At 65.9% G+C, this 22,186-nt stretch carries 20 protein-coding genes; 1 reads left to right on the top strand and 19 read right to left on the bottom strand.

Annotated elements, in window-relative coordinates; genetic code table 11:
- Window positions 1–28 precede the first annotated feature (28 nt).
- The 18 genes from AC56LU_RS12215 to mraZ form a co-directional block, all read right to left on the bottom strand.
- Window positions 29–871, bottom strand: coding sequence for a DMT family transporter (locus AC56LU_RS12215; RefSeq protein ID WP_497176014.1), 843 nt, complete (start codon window positions 869–871; stop codon window positions 29–31).
- 35 nt (window positions 872–906) lie between these two features.
- The gene (locus AC56LU_RS12210) at window positions 907–1,356 is read right to left on the bottom strand and encodes a GNAT family N-acetyltransferase (protein WP_497175871.1); all 450 of its coding nucleotides are present in this window, start codon (window positions 1,354–1,356) and stop codon (window positions 907–909) included.
- A gap of 48 nt (window positions 1,357–1,404) precedes the next feature.
- Window positions 1,405–1,908 carry a peroxiredoxin gene (locus tag AC56LU_RS12205; RefSeq protein WP_497175870.1) on the bottom strand — a complete coding sequence of 168 codons (504 nt, stop codon included), beginning with the start codon at window positions 1,906–1,908 and terminating at the stop codon, window positions 1,405–1,407.
- A gap of 232 nt (window positions 1,909–2,140) precedes the next feature.
- Window positions 2,141–3,337: a cell division protein FtsZ gene (gene ftsZ, locus AC56LU_RS12200; protein ID WP_497175869.1), complete on the bottom strand. Its 1,197-nt coding sequence runs from the start codon at window positions 3,335–3,337 to the stop codon at window positions 2,141–2,143.
- Window positions 3,338–3,509: 172 nt separating this feature from the next.
- The gene (gene ftsA / locus AC56LU_RS12195; protein WP_497175868.1) at window positions 3,510–4,742 is read right to left on the bottom strand and encodes a cell division protein FtsA; all 1,233 of its coding nucleotides are present in this window, start codon (window positions 4,740–4,742) and stop codon (window positions 3,510–3,512) included.
- A gap of 13 nt (window positions 4,743–4,755) precedes the next feature.
- Entirely contained in the window at window positions 4,756–5,580 is an 825-nt protein-coding gene (locus AC56LU_RS12190; RefSeq protein ID WP_497175867.1) for a cell division protein FtsQ/DivIB, read from the bottom strand.
- 6 nt (window positions 5,581–5,586) lie between these two features.
- Entirely contained in the window at window positions 5,587–6,564 is a 978-nt protein-coding gene (locus AC56LU_RS12185; RefSeq protein WP_497175866.1) for a D-alanine--D-alanine ligase, read from the bottom strand.
- Window positions 6,565–6,570: 6 nt separating this feature from the next.
- Window positions 6,571–7,959, bottom strand: a complete 1,389-nt coding sequence (murC, locus tag AC56LU_RS12180) for a UDP-N-acetylmuramate--L-alanine ligase (RefSeq protein WP_497175865.1) — start codon at window positions 7,957–7,959, stop codon at window positions 6,571–6,573.
- Entirely contained in the window at window positions 7,956–9,029 is a 1,074-nt protein-coding gene (gene murG, locus AC56LU_RS12175; RefSeq protein ID WP_497175864.1) for an undecaprenyldiphospho-muramoylpentapeptide beta-N-acetylglucosaminyltransferase, read from the bottom strand. Before murG ends, murC begins: the two co-directional genes overlap by 4 nt.
- Window positions 9,026–10,243 (bottom strand): putative lipid II flippase FtsW, encoded by a 1,218-nt coding sequence (gene ftsW / locus AC56LU_RS12170; RefSeq protein WP_497175863.1) that lies wholly within the window; start codon window positions 10,241–10,243, stop codon window positions 9,026–9,028. The genes murG and ftsW overlap by 4 nt, the downstream gene beginning before the upstream one ends.
- On the bottom strand, window positions 10,243–11,742 hold the full coding sequence (gene murD, locus AC56LU_RS12165; RefSeq protein ID WP_497175862.1) for a UDP-N-acetylmuramoyl-L-alanine--D-glutamate ligase: 1,500 nt from the start codon (window positions 11,740–11,742) through the stop codon (window positions 10,243–10,245). Before murD ends, ftsW begins: the two co-directional genes overlap by 1 nt.
- Window positions 11,743–11,745: 3 nt before the next feature.
- The gene (gene mraY, locus AC56LU_RS12160; protein WP_497175861.1) at window positions 11,746–12,915 is read right to left on the bottom strand and encodes a phospho-N-acetylmuramoyl-pentapeptide-transferase; all 1,170 of its coding nucleotides are present in this window, start codon (window positions 12,913–12,915) and stop codon (window positions 11,746–11,748) included.
- Between the two features lies 1 nt (window position 12,916).
- Window positions 12,917–14,302: a UDP-N-acetylmuramoyl-tripeptide--D-alanyl-D-alanine ligase gene (locus tag AC56LU_RS12155; protein WP_497175860.1), complete on the bottom strand. Its 1,386-nt coding sequence runs from the start codon at window positions 14,300–14,302 to the stop codon at window positions 12,917–12,919.
- On the bottom strand, window positions 14,302–15,822 hold the full coding sequence (locus AC56LU_RS12150; RefSeq protein WP_497175859.1) for a UDP-N-acetylmuramoyl-L-alanyl-D-glutamate--2,6-diaminopimelate ligase: 1,521 nt from the start codon (window positions 15,820–15,822) through the stop codon (window positions 14,302–14,304). The genes AC56LU_RS12155 and AC56LU_RS12150 overlap by 1 nt, the downstream gene beginning before the upstream one ends.
- Complete coding sequence (locus AC56LU_RS12145; protein WP_497175858.1) at window positions 15,822–17,597, bottom strand: peptidoglycan D,D-transpeptidase FtsI family protein; 1,776 nt, start codon at window positions 17,595–17,597, stop codon at window positions 15,822–15,824. The genes AC56LU_RS12150 and AC56LU_RS12145 overlap by 1 nt, the downstream gene beginning before the upstream one ends.
- Window positions 17,594–17,866 carry a cell division protein FtsL gene (gene ftsL, locus AC56LU_RS12140; RefSeq protein WP_497175857.1) on the bottom strand — a complete coding sequence of 91 codons (273 nt, stop codon included), beginning with the start codon at window positions 17,864–17,866 and terminating at the stop codon, window positions 17,594–17,596. Before ftsL ends, AC56LU_RS12145 begins: the two co-directional genes overlap by 4 nt.
- Window positions 17,863–18,852, bottom strand: coding sequence for a 16S rRNA (cytosine(1402)-N(4))-methyltransferase RsmH (gene rsmH, locus AC56LU_RS12135; protein ID WP_497176013.1), 990 nt, complete (start codon window positions 18,850–18,852; stop codon window positions 17,863–17,865). The genes ftsL and rsmH overlap by 4 nt, the downstream gene beginning before the upstream one ends.
- Window positions 18,839–19,267, bottom strand: coding sequence for a division/cell wall cluster transcriptional repressor MraZ (gene mraZ / locus AC56LU_RS12130; RefSeq protein WP_497175856.1), 429 nt, complete (start codon window positions 19,265–19,267; stop codon window positions 18,839–18,841). The genes rsmH and mraZ overlap by 14 nt, the downstream gene beginning before the upstream one ends.
- A gap of 423 nt (window positions 19,268–19,690) precedes the next feature.
- On the opposite strand from mraZ, the gene AC56LU_RS12125 reads away from it, so the two are divergent.
- Window positions 19,691–20,641, top strand: coding sequence for an AAA family ATPase (locus tag AC56LU_RS12125; protein WP_497175855.1), 951 nt, complete (start codon window positions 19,691–19,693; stop codon window positions 20,639–20,641).
- A 17-nt stretch (window positions 20,642–20,658) separates the two neighbouring features.
- Here AC56LU_RS12125 and glpK read toward each other — a convergent pair whose 3' ends face one another.
- Window positions 20,659–22,146, bottom strand: a complete 1,488-nt coding sequence (glpK, locus tag AC56LU_RS12120) for a glycerol kinase GlpK (RefSeq protein WP_497175854.1) — start codon at window positions 22,144–22,146, stop codon at window positions 20,659–20,661.
- Window positions 22,147–22,186 lie beyond the last annotated feature (40 nt).

Raw genomic sequence — 22,186 nt, 5'->3', positions numbered from 1 at the left:
TTTCAGCTGCGCTGATGGCCCCCGCCAGTTACGGGTGGTCCGACTCCACGTGCACTTTTTCGTGGCGAATCAGATACATACCGCTACCGATGATGATCGCCGCCCCCACCACCGTCCAGCCGTCCGGCAGGGTTTGCCACAGCAACCAGTCCAGGCCCACCGCCCAGGCCAGGGCCGTGTATTCGAAGGGCGCCACGCTCGAGGCGTCGCCCCTGGCGAATGCTTCGGTGATGGCCAACTGGCCGATGAAGCCGCTCAGGGCCAGGCCCAGCAGCAGCGGGATGTCGCCCGTTTGCATGCCGACCCAGCCCGGCGCCGCCAGCAGGCCGGCGCCGATCGACATCATGACCATCAGCCAGAACACCATGTGTTCGCTGCGGTCGGTACGGGCCAGGATGCCGACCGTGATCGCCGAGACGGCGTACATCGAGGCCGCGCCCAGCACCGCCAGGCCGCCGATGGTGAGGAATCCGGCGCCGGTCGGGCGCAGCACCACCAGCACGCCGCACAGTCCAACGGCAATCGCGATCCAGCGCGGCAGGTTGACCCGCTCCTTCAGGAACCAGACCGACAGCGCGGTGATGATCGCCGGTGCGATGAAGAAGATCGTGTAGGCCTCGGCCAGCGACAGCTTGCGGATGCCGAAGGCGAAAAAGCTCAGCATCGCAATGCCCAGCACCGCGCGCAGCAGGTGCAGCGGCCAGCGGATGCGGAAGATATCGCCGTAGCCGACCTTGATGCCGACGTAGATGACGATCAGCGGCAGCGAGGTGAGCGAGCGCAGCGCGGCTACCTGGATCGCCGGGTAGCGCTGCGACAGCAGCTTCATCACCGTGTCCATCAGCGCGAACATGAACACGGCCAGCACCATGGCGTAGATGCTGTACAGGTTACCGGCGGGTCGTTTCAAAGGGTCTTTTCCATGAACAGGCTGAGCGGATCAAGCCTGTAGTCGCTAAAGGGTTCGCAGCGCGTGAAGCCGGCGCGCTCGTACAGGCCGATCGCTTCCGGCTGGTGGATGCCGGTTTCCAGCTTAAGCGCCTGCAGGCCCGACATGCGGGCGAACATCGCCAGCTGGTCGAGCAGCTGGCGGCCCGTGCCGGCGCCGCGGCGTTCCGGGTCGACGAACATGCGCTTGACTTCACCGTAGCCGCCGCGGTTGACCAGGGCCGCGCAGCCGACCGCCCTGCCCTCCACGTCGCGGGCGACCAGGAACAGCACATCACCGGCCAGCAGCGAAGCGATGTCCATCAGGTGGTTCGATTCGGCCGGGTACAGCGACGCGCAGTAGGCGTCGAGCTGTTCCAGCATGGCCCGCACTTCGGGCTGGTCGGGGGATTCGGCGTTGATGATCATGATTGAAAAACGGCGCCGCAGCGCCGTTTGCACAGGGTAGCGGGCAGTTTAGCCCAGTTGTTCCAGCATCTTTTCGGCGCTCGAGACTTCGAAGCCGGCGGTTTCCACGTTCAGCTGCTTGACGACGCCGTCTTCGACCAGCATCGAGTAGCGCTTGCAGCGGGTGCCCATGCCGTGCTTCGAGAAGTCGGCGTCCAGGCCCAGGGCCTTCGAGTAGTCGGCGTTACCGTCGGCCATCATGCGCACGATGCCGGTAGCCTTCTGGTCGCGGCCCCAGGCGCCCATCACGAAGGCGTCGTTCACCGAGATGCACCAGATCTCGTCGACACCCTTGGCCTTCAGCGCCTCGGCGTTCTGGACGAAGCCAGGCACGTGCTGGGCCGAGCAGGTCGGGGTGTAGGCGCCCGGCAGGCCGAAGATGACGATCTTCTTGCCCTTTGCCAGTTCGGTAACCTGGAACGTGTTCGGGCCCAGCGAGCAGCCTGCGGTTTCGGTTTCGATGAATTCCGACAGGGTGCCTTCCGGCAGGCGGTCGCCGATCTGGATGGTCATGAGCTGTTCCTTTATGTGTTTTGAGAATCCGGCAATTATCGCCGATGTCGGACGAGTCTGCAGACGCGCCGGTTTACCGTAGCGTGGGCGGGTCTCCCGCCCACGCGTACAGCCAGTGCAAGCGTCGTCGCGAATCGACCATGAGTTGAACGCGTGGGCAGGAAACCTGCCCACCCTACGAAAAGAAAAAGGCCAGCTTGCGCTGGCCCTTGGGAGTTCACTTCAAACCGGCTTAGTCAGCCTGCTTGCGCAGGAAGGCCGGAATGTCATAGGTCTCGACACCATTGCGCTGCATCGCCTGCACCTGCTCCGATGCCTGCTCGCGGCGCCACACGGCCGGCTGCTTCATGCCGCCCATGGCGTCGCCGCCTGCCTGGCCCATGGTCACGTTGCCGGTCATGGCCTGCGCACCCTGCATCACCGGGGCGTTGTAGGTGCCGGTCTTGAGCATCTGCTGCGGCTGCACCAGCTGCATCTTCTTGTTCTTGCCCAGGCCGGTCGCGACCACGGTCACGCGGATCTCGTCGCCCATCGCGTCGTCGTAGGCGATGCCCTGTGCGATCGACGCGTCCGGTGCGGCGAAGGCGCGCACGGCGGCCATGACTTCCTTGATCTCCTTGCCTTTGAGGCCGCGGCTGGCGGTCACGTTGACCAGCACGCCCTTGGCGCCCGACAGGTCGATGCCGTCCAGCAGCGGCGAAGCCACGGCCTGCTCGGCGGCGATGCGCGCACGGTCCACACCCGCGGCGGTCGCGGTGCCCATCATGGCCTTGCCCTGCTCGCTCATGATGGTCTTGACGTCGTTGAAGTCGACGTTGATGTGGCCCGGGACGTTGATGATCTCGGCGATACCGGCGACGGCGTTGTTCAGGACGTCGTCAGCGTGCTTCATCCACTCCAGCATCGATTCGTCTTCGTAGATGTCTTCCAGCTTTTCATTCAGGATGACGATCAGCGAGTCGACGTGCTTGCTCAGCTCTTCCAGGCCCGCTTCGGCAACCTGCATGCACTTGTCGCCTTCGTAGGAGAACGGCTTGGAGACCACGGCCACGGTCAGCGCGCCCATGGTCTTGGCCACTTCGGCCACGATCGGTGCGGCGCCGGTACCGGTGCCGCCGCCCATGCCGGCCGCGATGAAGACCATGTGCGCACCGCGCAGCGCGTCTTCGATGCGCGAGCGCGACTGCTCGGCGAGCTGGCGGCCCACTTCCGGACGCATGCCCGCACCCAGGCCGGACTCGCCGATCTGGATGATGTTGTTGGCGCCCGAAACCGCCAGCGCCTGTGCATCCGTGTTTGCGGCGATGAACTCGACACCGGACACACCCTTGTTGATCATGTGCTGAACCGCGTTGCCGCCTGCGCCGCCGACGCCGACAACTTTGATCACGGTCCCCAGTGCTGCGTTATCGACCATATCGAACTCCATATGAACTCCCAATTTTCAAGATGCCGCTTCCGTTTCAAGGCTGGTGCCAGGCCCCTGGCAGGGCCCTGAAAACCGGAAGTAGCGATTGTATTTAAAAAAGCTTTACCCGTGGACGATTTGTTGCTGCCGTGCTTAAAAATTTTGTACTAAATGCCCTTGCCTGCTGCCCTGCTTAGAAGTTCCCCGCTATCCATTCCTTCATGCGTTGCCAGACTGCCTTCACCGAACCATCCTGACGCGTGACGATGTGCCCGCGCAGGTACTGCTTCTTTGCTTCCAGCAGCAGGCCGAGCACCGTGGCGTAGCGTGGGCTGCGCACGACGTCGGCCAGCTGGCCGCGGTACTCCGGCGTGCCGAGGCGCGCCGGTTTGAGGAAAATGTCTTCGGCCATTTCGATCATGCCCGGCATGATCGAGCTGCCGCCGGTGAGCACGATGCCCGACGAGAGCACGCCCTCGTAGCCCGATTCGCGCACCACCGTGTGCACCATCGCGAACAGTTCCTCGACGCGCGGCTCGATCACGGCCGCCAGGGCCTGGCGCGACAGCGCGCGCGGGCCGCGGTCGCCCAGCCCCGGCACTTCCAGCGTCTCGCCCGGATCGGCCAGCACCTGCTTGGCCACGCCGTAGCGGATCTTGATGTCCTCCGCTTCGCCGGTCGGCGTGCGCAGGGCCATCGCAATGTCGCTGGTGATCTGGTCGCCCGCGATCGGCAGCACGGCGGTGTGGCGGATCGCGCCGTCGGAGAACACGGCGATGTCGGTGGTGCCGCCGCCGATGTCGATCAGGACCACGCCGAGTTCCTTTTCGTCGGCGGTCAGCACGGAGTCGGCCGATGCCATCGGCTGCAGGATCAGGTCGGACACCTCGAGCCCGCAACGGCGCACGCACTTTACAATATTCTGGACCGCAGACACCGCACCGGTGACGATGTGGACGCGCACTTCCAGGCGGATGCCGCTCATGCCGATCGGCTCGCGCACGTCTTCCTGGTTGTCGACGATGAATTCCTGCGGCACGGTGTGCAGCAATTGCTGGTCGGTCGGGATGTTCACCGCCTTGGCGGTCTCGATCACGCGCGCCACGTCGGTGGCGGTGACTTCCTTGTCCTTGATCGCAACCATGCCGCTCGAATTGAACGAACGGATATGGCTGCCGGCGATGCCAGCATAGACATTGCGGATCTTGCAGTCGGCCATCAGCTCCGCTTCTTCGAGCGCGCGCTGGATCGACTCGACGGTGGCCTCGATGTTCACGACCACGCCCTTCTTCAATCCTTTCGACTCGTGCTGACCGAGGCCGATCACCTCGTGGCGTCCGTCGGACATCACTTCGGCCACGACCGCCACCACCTTCGAGGTGCCGATGTCGAGGCCGACGATCAGGTTCTTCGCGTCTTTAGTCATTGCTGTTGCCTGCTTATGTTTGCTTGGTTGTTTTGTTGGGTTGATTCGGTTTTTTCTTTGCCGGCTTCACCGGCTTGGTGGCGTCTTCAGGCACCGCCAGCGCCGCCGAGGACAGCGCCAGGCCATTCGGATAACGCATGTCGATGGTGTCGATGCGCCCCTCCTGCAGCCGCGCGACCAGCTGCGGGTAGACGCCCACCAGCCGCTGTACGCGTTTTTTCAGCGTATCCCTGTCCTGCTCGCGCCCCAAAGCCACGCTCATGCCGTTGTCCAGCTTCACGGTCCAGGCATACCGGTCGGACAGCGACAGCGCCTGCGGCGCCAGCTCCACTTTCGCAAACAGCGAACGCAGCTCGGTGAAGCGCGCCAGCACTTCCTTCTCGCTGCCCTTCGGGCCCTCGAAGGCCGGCAACGCGTGGTCGTCGTCCGCCTCGGCCAGGTTGGCGGTAAATACATCGCCCTTGACCGACAGCAGGCGGCCATCCTCGCCCCACGTGCCGAGCGCCTCGTGCTCTTCGACCTCGACGATCAGCTGGTCCGGCCATTCGCGGCGCACCGTGGCGCGCCGAACCCAAGGTACCGTCTCGAAGGTGGCGCGCACGCCCTCCAGGTCCGTGGTGAAGAAGTTGCCGCGGATCTTGCCGATCACGCCGTTGCGCACCGTGAGCTCGTTCACATGGCGCAGCGGCAGCTGGTACATGCTTTCCACCGTCACCGCGCGCAGCGAGAACATCGGACGCTGCGACAGCCACCACACGCCGGACGCCAGGACGGCGAGCACGGTCAGCGCCACCAGGCTGCTGGCGCTTGCGTTGAGGGCGCGGACGTCATGCCACATCTGTGCTTATTCCTTTGCTTTTGCCATTTTCAGGCGGGCCGATGCCAGGATTTCCAGGCACAGGTCTTCGTAGCCGATGCCCACCGCGCGCGCGGCCATCGGCACTAGCGAGTGCGAGGTCATGCCCGGCGAGGTATTCACTTCCAGCAGGAATGGACGCATGTCTTCCTTGCGCACCAGCACGTCGATCCGGCCCCAGCCTTCGCAGCCGAGCGCGCGGTAGGCGTGCACGGCGTGGCGCTGGATCTCTTCGGTCAGTGCCGGGTCCAGTTGCGCCGGGCAGTGGTATTTGGTGTCGTCGGTGAAGTACTTGTTCTGGTAGTCGTAGTTGCCTTCCGGGGCGACGATCTCGACGATCGGCAGGGCGCGCGCGGTCTTGCCGGTGCCCAGCACGGCGACGGTGAACTCGCGGCCGGTGACGAATTCCTCGGCCAGCACCACGGGGTCGAAGCCGATGGCCAGGTCGACCGCGGCCTTGAGTTCATCGGCCTTGTTCACCCTGGTGATGCCGATGGTCGAGCCTTCGAGCGGCGGCTTGACGATCAGCGGCAGGCCGAGTGCGACCAGCACTTCGTCGAGGTCGGTGGACGCATCGATCGCCATGTAGTCGGGCGTCGGGATCTCGTCCATCTTCCAGATCTTCTTGGTGGTGATCTTGTCCATGCCGACGGCGGATGCCATCACGCCGCTGCCCGTGTAGGGAATGCCGAGCTGCTCGAGCGCGCCCTGCAGGCTGCCGTCTTCGCCGTAGCGGCCGTGCAGCGCGATGAACACGCGGTCGAATTTCTGCTCGGCCAGCTCGGCCAGGCTCTGGGTGCCCGGGTCGAAGGGATGGGCGTCGACGCCGCGCGATTTCAGGGCGTTGAGGACACCGGTGCCGGACATGATCGAGACGTCACGCTCGGCGGAACGGCCGCCGAACAGCACGCCGACCTTGCCGAAGGATGCCGGGTCGAAGGTAGAGGTGGGAACGTTCTGGGTCACGATGATTCAAGCCTTTGCATTGGTCAGTTGGTGCGGGACGCCGCTGATCGAGCCGGCGCCCATGGTAAGGACGACGTCGCCGTCGCGCGCCACATTCATGATGGCGGCGGGCATGTCGGCAATCGCCTCCACGAAAATCGGTTCCAGCTTGCCGCCGGTGCGCAGCGCACGCGCCAGGGCGCGGCCGTCGGCGGCCACGATCGGCGCTTCGCCGGCGGCATACACGTCGGCCAGCAGCAGCACGTCCGGGGTCGCCAGTACTTTGACGAAGTCCTCGAACAGGTCGCGCGTGCGGCTGAAGCGGTGCGGCTGGAAGGCCAGCACCAGGCGGCGGCCCGGGTAGGCGGCGCGCGCCGCGGCCAGGGTCACCTCGGTCTCGACCGGGTGGTGGCCGAAATCGTCCACCAGGGTGAAGCTGCCGCCCGCGGGGATCGCCACTTCACCGTAGCGGGTGAAGCGGCGGCCGACGCCGCGGAATTCGAGCAGGCCCTGCGCCGTGGCCTCGTCGGGCAGGCCGATCTCGCGCGCGATCGCGATCGCCGAGCAGGCATTGAGCACGTTGTGCATGCCCGGCTGGTTCAGCACGAACTTCGTGTCCGGGTAGCCTTGCTGGCGCACGCTGAAGTGCATGTGCACGCCCTCGGCATGGGCATCGAAGGCTCGCACTTCGGCGTCCGGCGAGAAGCCGTAGGTCGTCACCGGCTTGGTCACCTGCGGCAGGATGGCTGCTACGTGAGGATCGTCGACGCACAGCATCGCGCGGCCGTAGAACGGCAGGCGGTGGGTGAAGTTCACGAACGCCGCCTTCAGCTTTTCGAAGTCGTGCTCGTAGGTCTCCATGTGGTCGGCGTCGATATTGGTGATCACCTCGATCATCGGCGACAGGTTCAGGAAGGATGCGTCCGACTCGTCGGCCTCGGCCACGATATAGTCGCCCGAGCCCAGCTTGGCATTGGCGCCGGCGGCGGTGAGCTTCCCGCCGATGACGAAGGTCGGGTCCAGGCCGCCCTGGGCCAGCACCGAGGCCACCAGGCTGGTAGTGGTGGTCTTGCCGTGGGTGCCGGCAATCGCGATACCGCGCTTCAGGCGCATCAGTTCACCGAGCATGATCGCGCGCGGCACCACCGGCACCTTGGCGGCGCGGGCCGCCACCACTTCCGGGTTGGCTTCGTTGACGGCGGTCGAGGTCACGACCACGTTGGCGCCGATCACGTGTTCGGCCGAGTGGCCGGTGTAGACGCGCGCGCCCAGGTCCGTCAGGCGCTGGCTGGCGGCATTGCTCGACAGGTCCGAACCGGACACGTTGTAGCCGAGGTTGAGCAGCACTTCGGCGATGCCGCTCATGCCGCTGCCGCCGATACCGACGAAATGGATGTTCTTGATCTTATGCTTCATGCGGCCGCCAGTCTTTCGAGTTCATTTGCAATTGCTTCGTTCGCGTCGCGCTTGCCCACCTTGTGCGCCGCCTGCGCCATCGCCAGGCAGTCCGCACGCGTCGTCGTTTGCAGCAGGCTTGCCAGCCGCTGCGGATTCAGTTCGCCCTGCGGCAGGTGCACGGCCGCCTTCTGGCCCGCCATCCAGACCGCGTTGTCGCGCTGGTGGCTGGTGGTGCTGGCCACAAAAGGCACCAGCACGCTGGCCACGCCGGCCGCGGTCAGTTCGGACACGGTGATGGCGCCGGCGCGGCAGATCACCAGGTCGGCATTCGCGTAGCTTGCCGCCATGTCGTCGATGAAGTCGACCACGTTGGCTTCGACGCCGGCCGCGGCATATGCGGCGCGCAACGCATCGATGTTCTTCTTGCCGGACTGGTGGGTGACGACCGGACGCAAGGCCGGCTCGAGCATCGCGAGCGCGGCGGGCACGCTGTCGTTCAGCACCTTGGCGCCCAGGCTGCCGCCGACCACCAGCACGCGCAGCGGGCCGCTGCGGCCTTCGAAGCGTGCGGCCGGCACAGCCAGGTCGAGGATCTGCTGGCGCACCGGGTTGCCGGTAACGACCGCCTTGCCGGCCGCCTTGCCGAAATCGGCCGGGAAGCCGAACAGCACGCGGCCGGCGATCGGGGCCAGGGTCTTGTTCGACAACAGCAGTGCGGCGTCGGCATTGACCAGGGCCAGGGGAATGCCGCGCGTGCGCGCCATCATCCCGCCCGGCACGGTCACGTAGCCGCCCATGCCCAGTACCACGTCGGGCTTGCGCCGGCCGAGGATGCGGCGGCAGGCCAGGAAGCTCGCCGCCATCTTGAAGACGCCGCTGACGGTGTGCATCAAACCCTTGCCGCGCAGGCCGGCGAAGTCGATGCTGTCCATCGGGATGCCGGCTTTCGGCACCAGCTCGGTTTCCATGCCGTGGGCGGTGCCCAGCCAGGACACGTCCCAGCCGCGCGCACGCATGGTCTGCGCGATCGCGATGCCGGGGAAGATGTGGCCGCCGGTGCCGGCCGCCATGATCATCAGCTTCTTCATGTGCGGCCTCCCCGCATGCGCACACGGTTCTCGTAATCGATCCGCAACAGGATCGCCAGGCCGACGCAGTTGAACAGCACGCCCGAGCCGCCGAAACTCATCAAGGGAAGGGTCAGGCCCTTGGTCGGCAGCAGGCCGAGGTTCACGCCCATGTTGATGAAGGTCTGCGCGCCGATCCAGATGCCGATCCCCTTGGCTGTCAGTCCCGCGAAGATCTGGTCGAGGGCGATCGCCTGGCGGCCGATGTCGAAAGCGCGCTTCACCAGCCAGTAGAACATCGCGATCACCACCAGCACGCCGGCCAGGCCGAGCTCTTCGCCGATCACGGCCATGATGAAGTCGGTGTGCGCTTCCGGCAGGTAGAACAGCTTTTCCACGCTGCCGCCCAGGCCCACGCCGAAGAACTCGCCGCGTCCGAAAGCGATCAATGAATGGGTCAACTGGTAGGCCTTGTCCAGCGCATGGCCGTCGGCCCACGGGTCGAGATAGGCGAACATGCGGGCGCGGCGGAACGGCGACAGCGCGATGATCGCGCTGAAGATCAGCACCAGCAGCGCGCCGATGCCGCCGAACCAGACGATGTTGATCCCGCCCAGGAACAGGATGCCCATGGCGATGCAGACGATGACGCCGAAGGCGCCCAGGTCCGGCTCCATCAGCAGCAGGCCGCCGACCAGGCCGATCGCGACCATCATCGGCAGGAAGCCCTTGGTGAGCTTGTGCATGTATTCCTGCTTGCGCACCGTGAAGTCGGCCGCATACAGCACCACCGCGATCTTCATGATCTCGGACGGCTGCAGCAGCATGATCTTCAGCGGGATCCAGCGGCGTGCGCCGTTGACGGAATGGCCGATGCCGGGGATCAGCACGATCACCAGCAGCACCAGGGTCCCGATGAACATCATCGGCGCCCATTTCTGCCACATGGCCACCGGAATCTGGAACACGACGGCGGCGGCCGTCATCGAGACGATGATGTACATCATCTGGCGGTACAGGAAGTATTCGTTCTTGTCGTTCAGGTAGGCGAACTTGGGCGAGTCCGGCAGCGCGATCGAGGCCGAATACACCATCACCAGGCCGAACATCATCAAGAGCACGGTGACCCAGACCAGCGGCTGGTCGTAGTCCATCATTTTCGACGGACGGCTGCGCGCCGCGATGGTCGCGTCGCTGCTCGAGCCCGAAAACTTGAAGGGAAGCTGGAAAGCCATCAGATTTCCTGCCCCCGCTCGAGTGCGATGTCGCGCACGGCATCGACGAACACCTGCGCGCGGTGCGCGTAGTTGGTGAACATGTCGAGGCTGGCGCAGGCCGGCGACAGCAGCACCGCGTCGCCCGGACGCGCCAGGCCGCTGGCCCTGCGCACCGCTTCGGGCAGGCCCGGGAGGTCGAACAGCGGCACGCCGGTCGGATCGATAGCGGCCCTGATCGCGGGCGCGTCGCGGCCGATCAGCAGTACCGCGCGCACGTAACGTGAAGCCGGTGCGGCGAGCGGGCCGAAATCCTGGCCCTTGCCGTCGCCGCCGGCGATCAGGAGTATCTGCTGGTCTTCGCCCGCGAATGCCTTGCCAAGGCCTTCCAGCGCGGCGACCGTGGCGCCCACATTGGTGCCCTTGCTGTCGTCGTAGTAGTCGACGCCGTCGATGTTCGCCACCAGCTCGACGCGGTGCGGCTCGCCCGCGTATTCACGCAGGCCGTGCAGCAGCGGTGCCAGCGGCAGGCCGCAGGCGCGGCACAGGGCCAGCGCGGCCAGCGCGTTCGAGGCGTTGTGCAGGCCGCGGATCTTCAGCGCGTCGGCCGGCATCAGGCGGTGCACGCCGGTTTCCACCGGCGGCGCGATCTCGCCCTTCTTGAGTTTCCTGGGCGGCTCGTCATCCAGCGCCACCGCGTTGGCGAGCCACAGCACGCCGCGCTCGTTGACCAGGCCGAAGCTGTCCGGCGCCGACGGTTCGCCGGTGCCGAAGGTGAAGCCAGGTGCGTCCACGGCCGTCATGCGCATGACGATGGCATCGTCGCGGTTCAGCACGCGCACGGTGTCGCTGCCGAAGATACGGGCTTTGTCGGCGGCGTAGGCATCCATGCTGCCGTGCCAGTCGAGGTGGTCCTGTGTCAGGTTCAGCACGGTGGCGGCGTCGGCCTGCAGGCTGAAGGTGGTGTGCAGCTGGAAGCTCGACAGTTCGAGCACCCAGGCCTGCGGCAGATCTTGTCCGTCCAGGCATTCGCGCAGCACGTCGAGCGCGGCCGGGCTGATGTTGCCGGCCACCCGGGTCGACAGGCCGGCGCGGCGGCACAGCAGGCCGGTTAGGCTCGTGACGGTGGTCTTGCCGTTGGTGCCGGTGATGGCGATGACTTTCGGCGCGTAGCCGGTTTCCTTGCGCAGGTGCGCGAGCGCCTGCGCGAACAGTTCGATCTCGCCCCATACCGGGATGTTGCGGGCGCGCGCGGCCGGTGCAATCTGCGCCAGCTCGCGGTTCGGCGCCAGGCCCGGGCTGACGGCGACGAAGTCGACGCCGTCGAGCAGGCTTTCGCCAAATTCTCCGCCCACGAATTCCGCGTTCGGCACTGCCTGGCGCAGCGCAAACAGGCGCTGCGGCTCGGTACGCGTGTCGGCGACGCGCACGCGGGCGCCGCAACGCGCCAGCCATTGCGCCATCGCCAGCCCGGATTCACCCAGGCCCAGCACCAGTGCGGATTTGCCTTCGTAGGTCATTCTTCAGCGCAGTTTCAAGGTAGACAAGCCGACGAGGACCAGCATCATCGTCACGATCCAGAAGCGGACCACGACCTTGGTCTCCTTCCAGCCTTTTTGTTCGAAATGGTGGTGCAGCGGCGCCATCAGGAACACGCGACGCCCGGCGCCGTAGCGCTTCTTGGTGTACTTGAACCAGGTCACCTGGATGATCACCGACAGGGTCTCGGCCACGAACACGCCGCCCATGATGAACAGGACGATTTCCTGGCGCACGATGACGGCGATGGTGCCGAGCGCGCCGCCCAGCGCCAGGGCGCCGACGTCGCCCATGAACATCTGGGCCGGGTGCGCGTTGTACCAGAGGAAGGCCAGGCCCGCGCCCGCCATCGCGCCGCAAAAGATCAGGAGTTCGCCGGCACCCGGGATGTAGGGGATGAGGAGGTATTTCGAAAAGGTCGCGCTGCCGGTCAGGTAGGCGAACAGGCCGAGCGCGCCGCCGACCATCACGGTCGGCATGATCGCCAGGCCGTCCAGGCCGTCGGTGAAGTTGACCGCATTGGATGAGCCGACGATCACGCAGTAGGTCAGCGCGATGAAGCCCCATACGCCCAGCGGGTAGCTGATCGACTTGAAGAACGGGACGATCAGGTCGGCCTTGGGCGGCAGGGTCATCGAGAAGCCCGACTGCACCCAGGCGTAGAACAGCTGCAGCACTTCCCACGGATTCGCGGCCGAGACCGAGAACGCCAGGTAGAGCGCCGAGGCGATGCCGACCAGCGACATCCAGAAATACTTCTCGCGCGAGCGCATGCCTTCCGGGTCCTTGTAGACCACCTTGCGGTAGTCGTCGACCCAGCCGACCGCGCCGAAGCCCATGGTCACGACCAGCACCGGCCAGATCAGGCGGTTCGACAGGTCGCACCACAGCAGGGTCGAGATGCCGATCGAGATCAGCACCAGCACGCCGCCCATGGTCGGGGTGCCGTGCTTGGCCAGGTGGGTCTGCGGACCGTAGGTGCGCACGGCCTGGCCGACCTTCAGCGCGGTCAGCTTGCGGATCACGGCCGGGCCGCACACCAGGCCGATGGCGATGGCGGTGATGGTCGCGAAGACCGCGCGGAACGTGATGTAGTTGAACACGCGCAGCGGACCAAGGTAGTCCTGGAAATATTGGGCTAGCCAGAGAAGCATGTCAGTGGGCGTCCTTGATGGTGGTTTGTCCGGTCAGGTGCTGGACCACGCGTTCCATCTTCATGAAACGCGAGCCCTTCACCAGCACAGTCGCTTTGCTATTGCCGCCCAGTGTTGAATCCAGTGCTGCCAATAATGCGTCGAACTGCTCGTAATGCCGTGCTCCCGACGCGCCGGGGGTAACCATGTTGCGCGCGAGTTCGCCAGTGGCGAGCACGTGTTCGATGCCACGCTGCTGCGCGTAGGCACCGACTTCTTCGTGAAACTCTTTTCCCTGCGTGCCGACTTCACCCATGTCGCCCACCACCAGGATGCGCGGGGCCGGGTAGGCAGCCAGCACGTCGATCGCGGCGCGCATCGAGTCGGGATTGGCGTTGTAGGTGTCGTCGATGACGGTCGCGCCGTTCACGGCCTGCTTGCGCTGCAGGCGGCCGCCGACCGGAGCGAAGGACTCCAGGCCGCGCACGATGGCCTCTTGCGGGATGCCCGCCGCCAGGGTACTGGCGATCGCCGCCAGCGCATTGCGCACGTTGTGGTCGCCTGCGGCCGCCAGCTTGAGCGTATATTCGGCGCCGCATGCCGTGACGGCCAGTTCGTTGCCGAAGCCGGTGGACGTAAAGCTGGCGCGCACGTCGCAGGCATCGGTCAGGCCAAAGGTCAGCACATCGCACTTGGCCAGTCCGCGCCACAGCTCCGTGTATTCGTCGTCACCCGGGAACACGGCCACGCCGTTCGCCGGCAGCGCCGCCAGCACCGAGCCGTTCTCGCGCGCCACCGCTTCCACGGTGTGCATGAATTCCTGGTGCTCGCGCTGGGCGTTGTTCACCATGGCGACGGTCGGCGCGGCGATCGCCGCCAGGCGGCCGATCTCGCCCGGATGGTTCATGCCCATCTCGATCACGGCCGCGCGATGGCCGGCGCCCAGGCGGAACAGGGTGAGCGGCACGCCGATCTCGTTGTTCAGGTTGCCCCGGGTCGCCAGGCGGCCGTCCTCGCCGAAGGCCGCGGCCAGGATCGAGGAGATCATCTCCTTGACCGTGGTCTTGCCGTTCGACCCGGTCACGCCGATCACGGGGATCGCGAACTGCGTGCGCCAGAAGTTGGCGATGCGGCCCAGCGCCACCAGGGTATCCGGCACCACGATGGCGGGCAGGGTCCAGCCTGGCGGCAGGACATGCAGCTGGTGGACGACCACGGCGGCCACGCCGCGTCCGGCAACCTGCTCGAGGAAGTCGTGGGCGTCGAAGGTCTCGCCCTTGAGTGCGACGAACAGCGCGCCGGCGGCGGCGCTGCGGCTGTCGGTCGACACGCCTTCGAAGGCAAGGTCGCTACCCACCAGGCGTGCGCCCGGGATCGCGGCGACCAGTTGTGCAAGCGTAGCGCGCATCAGTGCGTCCTCATCATGGTGAGCCGCGCGGTCAACGCCAGCGAAGCATGGTCGGCATCGGAGAACGGCATCTTCTTGCCCTTGATTTCCTGATAGGGTTCATGGCCCTTCCCTGCCAGCAGGATCACGTCCTGCTTGCCGGCGTTCTTGACGGCCAGCAGGATCGCGGTCGCACGGTCTTCCACCGCTTGGTACTCCTTGTGGATGCCCGCCACGACCTGCGCGATGATGGCCGACGGCTCTTCGCTGCGCGGGTTGTCGCTGGTGACCAGGATGTAGTCGGCCGCCTGGGCAACGGCGCCCATCTGCGGGCGCTTGCCCGGGTCGCGGTCGCCGCCGCAGCCGAACACGCACCACAGCTGGCCGCCGCGTTCCTCGGCCACCTGGCGCAGCGCGTGCAGGGTCTTTTCCAGCGCGTCCGGGGTGTGCGCGTAGTCGATCACGACCATTGGCGCATCCTGGCCGCCGATCTGCTGCATGCGGCCCGGGGCCGGCACCAGCGCTTCGATGGCGTCCACGGCGTTTTTCAGCGGCACGCCCCTGGCCAGCAGCGCGCCCAGCACCGCCAGCGCGTTGCTGACGTTGAAGTGACCGACCAGCCGGGTCTTCACGCTGGCCGTACCGGCCGGGGTGTCGACCGTGAATTCTGTGCCCGCGGGGCGGCTGCGCATCTGCGAGGCGCGCAGGATGCCGACGCCGTCGATGGCCTGCTGCTGCGCTTCGCTCTTGAGTGTGTAGCCGGTGACCGCCAGTTGCGCGACATGCTTGCGCAGGTACGCCACCAGGCGCAGGCCGGCCGGGTCGTCGAGGTTGACGACGGCGTGCTTCAGGCCTTCCCACTCGAACAGCCGCAGCTTGGCCGCTTCGTAGTCTTCCATCGTGCCGTGGAAGTCGAGGTGGTCGCGGGTCAGGTTGGTGAAGATGGCGACGTCGAAGTGCATGCCGGCGGCGCGGTCCTGCACCAGGCCGATCGACGAGACTTCGATGGCCAGCGCGCCGGCCTCCCTGGCGCGCAGGTCGGCCAGCGTCTGGGCCAGCAGCACGGCGTCCGGGGTGGTGTAGCCGGTGACATCAAACTGCGGCTCGCCTTTGCCTTTGACGATGCCGACACCCAGGGTGCCGATCACGGCGGCGGTCTCGCCGAGGCGCGCGAGCGCCTGACCCAGCCACACGGCGCACGAGGTCTTGCCATTGGTGCCGGTAACGCCGACGGTGAACATGCCGGCATCCGGGTGCTGCAACACGCCATGGGCGATCGGGCCGGCGTTCTTTTTCAGGTCCGTGACAGCCAGGTGCGGGACGTCGTGCGACGCGTCCCATTCGAAGCCGTTTGCTTCGTAGACGATCGCAGCCGCTCCGGCGGAAACCGCCGCGGCGATGTAGCTGCGCCCGTCCGATGCTTCGCCCGGATAGGCGAAGAACACGTCGCCCTGCGCCACGCGGCGGGAGTCGGAAACGAGTCGGCCGCCTGGTGCGGCGGCACGGATCCAATCGCAGATGTTATCGAGGCTCATCGCCATCACAAGCTCTCCTCTACCGGCTCGTCCGGACTGATGATGTCGGTGATCGATGAGTCGGGCGGTACGTTCGCGGCCCGCAAGGCGTTCGAGGCCAGGTCGGCGGCGGTCGGCGCGGCGACGCTGCCGCCTGTCCTGAGGGCGCCGCGCGGGTTGTCGATCATGACCGCGATGACGAAACGCGGCCGGGACATCGGCGCGATGCCGACGAAGTAGCCGATGTTGTCGGTCTTCGAGTAGCGGCCGTTGACGATCTTCTCGGCGGTGCCGGTCTTGCCGCCCACGCGGTAGCCGGCCACCCGGGCTTTTGTTGCGGTGCCGCCCGGCTCCACGACGGATTCGAGCATCGTGCGCACCTGGGCGGCGCTCTTCGGCGAGATCACCTGCTGGCCGATCGGCTCTTCGGTGACCTTCAGGAAGGACAGCGGAATGATGTCGCCGTCGCGCGCAAATACCATGTAGGAGCGCGCCAGCTGCAGCAGCGAGACCGACAGGCCGTGGCCGAAGGACATGTTGGCGTACTCGATCGGCTTCCAGGATTTCCATGGACGCACGCGGCCGGCGACGGCGCCCGGGAAGCCGAAGCGCGGCGCCTGGCCGTAACCGAGCTTGGTGTACAGCTCCCACATGTCCTTCGGCTCGAGCATCTGGGCGATCTTGACGGTGCCGACGTTCGACGATTTCTGGATGATGCCGCTGACCGTCAGGGCGTCCTTGGGGTGCATGTCGCGGATCGGGCGGCCGCCCACGACGATGCGCCCGCCCGAGGTGTCGAACACGGTGTCGGGCGTGATTCTCTTCTTCTCCAGGCCGAGCGCCACGGTGACCGGCTTGAGCGTCGAGCCGGGCTCGAAGGTGTCGGTGATGACGCGGTTGCGCAGCTGCGCGCCGGTCAGCCTGGTGCGGTCGTTCGGGTTGTAGGTCGGGTAGTTGGCCATGGCCAGCACTTCGCCGGTGTGCACGTCCAGCACCACGGCGCCGCCGGCCTGGGCGTTGAACTTCTCGACCGCGTTCTTCACGCTGGTGAAGGCGATGTACTGCAGCTTGCTGTCGACCGACAGGGTCAGGTCCTTGCCATGGTGCGGCTCGCGGAACATGCCGAGGTCTTCGGCGATGTGGCCGAGGCGGTCGCGGATGACGCGGCGGCTGCCCGGCACCCCCATCAGGTCCTTCTGGTGGAACAGCTCCATGCCTTCCTGGCCGCGGTCTTCGACGTTGGTGAAGCCGACCATGTGGGTCATCACTTCGCCCTGCGGGTAGTAGCGCTTGTATTCCTTGCGGGTGTCGATGCCGTCGATCTTGAGCTTTTCGATTTTCTCGACCGTGTCCATCTCGACCTGGCGCTTGAGGTAGACATAGCTGCGCTTCGGATCGAGCTTGGCGCGCATCTCGGCTTCGGGCATCTCGAGCAGGCGGGCCAGCTCGGCCAGCTTGTCGGCGGGTTCCTTCAGCACTTCCTTCGTGAAGGCGGCGACCGCCTTCACCGGCAGCGACGAGGCCAGCACCTGGCCGTTGCGGTCCATGATCTTGCCGCGCGCGGCCGGCAGTTCGACCAGGCGCTCGTAGCGGCTCTTGCCCTGCTTTTGCAGGAACTGGGTGGACACGCCCTGCAGCCAGAGCGCCCGCACGGCCAGCGCGGCGAAGGCCGCGAACAGCACGAACAGCACCAGCCGCGAGCGCCAGCTCGGCACGTTCACGGCCAGGACCGGGCTCTTGGAGAATGCCACGCCCTTGGAAGCGGCCACCCGCGCCGTACCGCGACGTTCGGCTCGGCTCATTTGGCGTCTTCCGTCAGGTATTGGGTACGGGCCGGGCTCAGCGGGGACATGTTGAGGCTGGTGCGTGCGATCTGCTCGATGCGCTCGTTCTTGCCGAGTGTCGACTGGTCGAGCTGGAGCTGGGCCCAATCGATCTCGAGCTGGCGTGCGTGCTGGTTCAGGCGTTCGAGTTCGATCAAGAGGTGGCGCGACTGGTAGCGCGCATTCACCACCGACAGCGCGCAGGCGACCACGGCCGCCGTGAGCACGATGTTCAGCTTGACGCTCATAGGCCGCCCCCGAGGCGCTCGGCCACACGCAGCACCGCCGAGCGGGCGCGCGGGTTGCCCTCGACCTCGCGGCTCGAGGGCTTGGTCTTGGTGATCAGTTTCATCAAGGGCTGCGGCAGGTCGACGGCACGGATCGGCAAGCGGCGGTCCGGCTGCTCGACTTTCGCCTTGGAGGCGAGGAACTGCTTGACCATGCGGTCTTCCAGCGAGTGGAAGCTGATCACGGACATGCGCGCCCCCGGCGCCAGCACCGCATAGGCGGCACTCAGACCTGCTTCAAGGTCTTCAAGCTCTTTATTGATGAAAATCCGGACAGCCTGAAAGGTCCGGGTTGCCGGATCTTTGCCCTTTTCGCGAGTCTTGACCGCGTTTGCCACGATTGCGGCAAGCTCTCGTGTGGTCGAAATTGGCTGGACTGCGCGGCGAGCAACAATCGCCTTTGCAATCTGGAAAGCAAACCGTTCTTCTCCATAATCCCGAATAACCTTTTCCAATTGTTGTTCCGTCGCGATGGCCAGCCATTCGGCCGCCGACATCCCGCGCGTGGTGTCCATGCGCATGTCGAGTGGACCATCCTGGCGGAAACTGAATCCGCGAGTGGCGTCGTCCACCTGGGGCGACGAAATACCAAGGTCCAGCAAGATGCCGTCCACCTGGCCGATGCCGCGCGCGGCAAGCGCGTCGATCATCGTGGCAAAACTGTCGTGCACGATCGTGAAGCGGGGATCATCGATGCCTTCCGCGGTCGCGATCGCCTGCGGATCCTTGTCGAAGGCGACCAGGCGGCCGTGCGGGCCCAGTCGCGACAGGATCAAACGGCTATGGCCACCGCGGCCGAAGGTGCCATCTATATAAGTACCGTTGCTGCGCTCGCCGGTCAGGTCGAGCGCGTCGACTGCTTCATCCAGCAGCACCGTGCGATGCTGGTAATCCATCGATCCAGGCACCGTCATTGTTTCCGTCATCGGCGCCTCAGAAGGAGAAATTGGAAAGGACATCGGGCATGCCGCCGGCCACGGCCTCGGCTTCGCTTTCGGCAAGCTTGGCGGCATCCCAGATCTCGAAGTGGGTGCCCATGCCCAACATCATGACTTCCTTCTCCAGTCCCACGGCGGCGCGCAGCTCGGGCGAAATCAGCACCCGGCCGGCGCTGTCCAACTCGACATCGCAGGCGTTACCAAGGAAAATACGCTGCCACGCCCGGGCCGACATCGGCCAGGCGGCGATCTGCTCGCGATGCTGTTCCCACACCGGACGCGGGAAGAACAGCAGGCAGCCGTGCGGATGCTTGGTCAGCGTCATCCGGCCCTCGCACTGGACCGTGAGGGCGTCACGATGCTTTGCCGGAATCGACATCCTGCCTTTTGCATCGAGATTGATCGCTGACGCGCCCTGGAACACTGCTTTACCTAGCTTGGAGAATTAGCAATTTAGAATTTTTTGGCCGCTTGGGGTTACGAAAACCTCCCACAATTCGACACTTTTTCACACTGTTTCCCACTTTATTGGAATCAATGTTGGTGGTCAAGCGAATTCACGCTTGGCAAAACCTAATTTTTCTAATGAAACCAAGGACTTAGCGGCAGGTATTGAGCGAACGTCAAGCTAAAATGTCTCCTAAATCAGTCACTTAGGAAACAGAATGAAGGTTGGACCTCACTTGTAAAGACAATCTTTCTGTTTGATCAAGCTCACACCAAAACGCTGCATTTCACCTTGGAAACTAAAGTTTCCTTGCGGAATTGCAAGGCCATGCATTGGCGGCGCTCGACTGGAAGCGGTAGGATCGGAGCCAAGCGAAGACCCATCCAGCCAGGAGGAACCGTGAGCATCACACTTGCCCGTACCCGCCCGGTCTACGACCTGACCGACGTCCAGGAGGCGCTCGACCGCAGCCGCGGCCGCTCGCCGGAACTCGAGGCGTTCTACGAACGCATGCTGGAGACCGGGGCCGAGCGCTTCGTCACCAAACCCTCATCGCTCGACGCCCTCGACCCGCTATTCGAGGAATGCCCCAACTTCGACGAAGTCCTGGACGATCTCGCCCGCTACCTGGGATTGGCGCATGCCGGCAACCGCGGCTTCAATGTCATGCCGATCCTGCTGCTGGGCGGCCCCGGCGTGGGCAAGACCCACTTCGCCCGGCGCCTGGCCCGGGTGATGCAGACCGAATGCGAACTGATCAGCATGAATGCGCTGTCGGCCGGCTTCGTCATCACCGGCAGTTCGGCCAGCTGGCGCGGCGCCAAGTGCGGCAAGGTGGCCGAGCGCCTGGTGCGCGGGCAGTACGCCAATCCGGTGATCGTGCTGGACGAGGTGGAAAAGGCGAGCGGCTCCTCGCAGTCCGACCCGCTGGCCGCCCTTTACCAATTACTGGAGCCGGAAACGGCCAGCAGCTTCCGCGACGAATTCATCGACGTCGAGATCGACGCCTCGCAGATCTTCTGGGTCCTGACCGCCAACTCGGTCGCGGGCATTCCCCACCCGCTGCTCAACCGCATGGCGGTGTACGAAGTGCCGACGCCGACCCCGGCGCAGGCGGCCGGGATCGCGCAGCGCATGTATGCCGGCCTGCTCGACGAACTGAACCTGGCGGCCTTCGACCCGCGCCTGGGGGATGTGGTGCTCGACTGCCTGGCCGGCGTGTCGCCGCGCGACCTGCGCAAGACCCTGCTCGACAGCCTGGGCCACGCGGTGGCGGCCGGGCGCGAACATGTGCGGGTGGAGGATATCCGCCTCAAGCCGACGCCGGGCAAGGGACGGATCGGATTCTGACGCGCGGGACGCGGCGCTTAGTCTCGCTCCCAGCCCTTCGCATGCGCCACCGCCCTGCCCCAGCGCGCCATCAGTTCGGCGCGGCGTCCCGGCGCCATCGCCGGCTCGAAGCGGCGCTCGACCTGCCACTGGCGCGCGATGTCGTCCACGCCTTCCCAGTAGCCGACCGCCAGCCCGGCCAGATAGGCCGCGCCGAGCGCCGTGGTCTCGGTAACGCGCGGGCGCAGCACCGGGATGCCGAGCAGGTCGGCCTGGAACTGCATGAGCAGGTCGTTGCGGGCGGCGCCGCCGTCGGCGCGCATCTCCGTGACGGCGCAGGCGGCGTCCTTCTGCATCGCGGCGAGCAGTTCGGCGCTCTGGTAGGCGATCGCCTCGACCGCGGCGCGGGCGATGTGGGCGCCGGTGGTCCCGCGCGTCATGCCGACGATGGCGCCGCGCGCGTACTGGTCCCAGTGCGGCGCCCCAAGGCCGGTAAAGGCCGGCACCAGCATCACGCCGCCGCTATTTGGCACGCTCAGGGCCAGCGCTTCGACATCCATGGACTGCTTGATGATGCCGAGGCCGTCGCGCAGCCACTGCACGGTGGCGCCGCCCATGAAGACGCTGCCTTCCAATAGATAATCGGTCTTGCCCTCGATGGTCCAGCCGACGGTGGACAGCAGGCGGTTATGCGACACCGGCGGCGTGGCGCCGGCATGCATCAGCATGAAGCAGCCGGTGCCATAGGTGTTCTTGACCAGCCCCTTGCGGTGGCAGGCCTGGCCGAAGGTGGCGGCCTGCTGGTCGCCGGCGATGCCGGCAATCGGCACCGCCGCGCCAAACCATTCCTCGGCCGCCAGGCTCACGACCTCGGAACTGGCGACGACTTCCGGCAGCACTGCGGGCGGGATGTCGAACAGGGCCAGCAGCTCCTCGTCCCAGCGCAGGCTATGGATATTGAAGAGCATCGTGCGCGCGGCGTTGCTGGTGTCGGTGACGTGACGGCCGCACAGGCGGAACACCAGCCAGCTGTCGACCGTGCCGAAGGCCAGCTCGCCGCGTTCGGCGCGGCTTCGTGCGCCCGGCACCTCCTCGAGCAGCCATTGCAGCTTGGTGGCGGAGAAGTAGGCGTCGACTTCGAGGCCGGTGCGCTGCTGGATCTCCAGCGCCCTGCCCTCTTCGCGCAGGCGGTCGCACATGGCGGCGGTGCGGCGGTCTTGCCAGACGATGGCGCGCGCGACCGGCTCGCCTGTGGCGCGGTCCCACAACACCGTGGTCTCGCGCTGGTTGGCGATGCCGATGGCGGCCAGCTGGCGGCCGTCGATGCCGGCCTGGCGCAAGGCTTCGCGCGCGCAGGCGAGCTGGCTGTGCCAGATGTCGAGGGCGTCGTGCTCGACCCAGCCGGGCCGGGGGAAGTGCTGGGGATATTCGTGCTGGCTGCTGGCGACCGGCTGGCCGGCGCGGTCGAACACGATGGCGCGCGAACTGGTGGTGCCCTGGTCGAGGGCAAGGATGTATTTCTGCATCGTCGACTCGCGAGGGCGGGCCGTGGACGACCCTGAATTC

It is taken from the genome of Telluria sp. PB2R4, assembly GCF_059685695.1.
Note: the sequence above shows the minus strand (reverse complement) of the source record. Positions and strands in the feature narration are given on the sequence as shown.

Excerpts from the sequence above, each read along its gene's own strand:
- AC56LU_RS12215 (WP_497176014.1), bottom strand. The coding sequence starts at position 871 with ATGGTGCTGGCCGTGTTCATGTTCGCGCTGATGGACACGGTGATGAAG.
- AC56LU_RS12210 (WP_497175871.1), bottom strand. The coding sequence starts at position 1,356 with ATGATCATCAACGCCGAATCCCCCGACCAGCCCGAAGTGCGGGCCATG.
- AC56LU_RS12205 (WP_497175870.1), bottom strand. The coding sequence starts at position 1,908 with ATGACCATCCAGATCGGCGACCGCCTGCCGGAAGGCACCCTGTCGGAA.
- ftsZ (WP_497175869.1), bottom strand. The coding sequence starts at position 3,337 with ATGGAGTTCGATATGGTCGATAACGCAGCACTGGGGACCGTGATCAAA.
- ftsA (WP_497175868.1), bottom strand. The coding sequence starts at position 4,742 with ATGACTAAAGACGCGAAGAACCTGATCGTCGGCCTCGACATCGGCACC.
- AC56LU_RS12190 (WP_497175867.1), bottom strand. The coding sequence starts at position 5,580 with ATGTGGCATGACGTCCGCGCCCTCAACGCAAGCGCCAGCAGCCTGGTG.
- murC (WP_497175865.1), bottom strand. The coding sequence starts at position 7,959 with ATGAAGCATAAGATCAAGAACATCCATTTCGTCGGTATCGGCGGCAGC.
- murG (WP_497175864.1), bottom strand. The coding sequence starts at position 9,029 with ATGAAGAAGCTGATGATCATGGCGGCCGGCACCGGCGGCCACATCTTC.
- ftsW (WP_497175863.1), bottom strand. The coding sequence starts at position 10,243 with ATGGCTTTCCAGCTTCCCTTCAAGTTTTCGGGCTCGAGCAGCGACGCG.
- murD (WP_497175862.1), bottom strand. The coding sequence starts at position 11,742 with ATGACCTACGAAGGCAAATCCGCACTGGTGCTGGGCCTGGGTGAATCC.
- mraY (WP_497175861.1), bottom strand. The coding sequence starts at position 12,915 with ATGCTTCTCTGGCTAGCCCAATATTTCCAGGACTACCTTGGTCCGCTG.
- AC56LU_RS12155 (WP_497175860.1), bottom strand. The coding sequence starts at position 14,302 with ATGCGCGCTACGCTTGCACAACTGGTCGCCGCGATCCCGGGCGCACGC.
- AC56LU_RS12150 (WP_497175859.1), bottom strand. The coding sequence starts at position 15,822 with ATGGCGATGAGCCTCGATAACATCTGCGATTGGATCCGTGCCGCCGCA.
- AC56LU_RS12145 (WP_497175858.1), bottom strand. The coding sequence starts at position 17,597 with ATGAGCCGAGCCGAACGTCGCGGTACGGCGCGGGTGGCCGCTTCCAAG.
- ftsL (WP_497175857.1), bottom strand. The coding sequence starts at position 17,866 with ATGAGCGTCAAGCTGAACATCGTGCTCACGGCGGCCGTGGTCGCCTGC.
- glpK (WP_497175854.1), bottom strand. The coding sequence starts at position 22,146 with ATGCAGAAATACATCCTTGCCCTCGACCAGGGCACCACCAGTTCGCGC.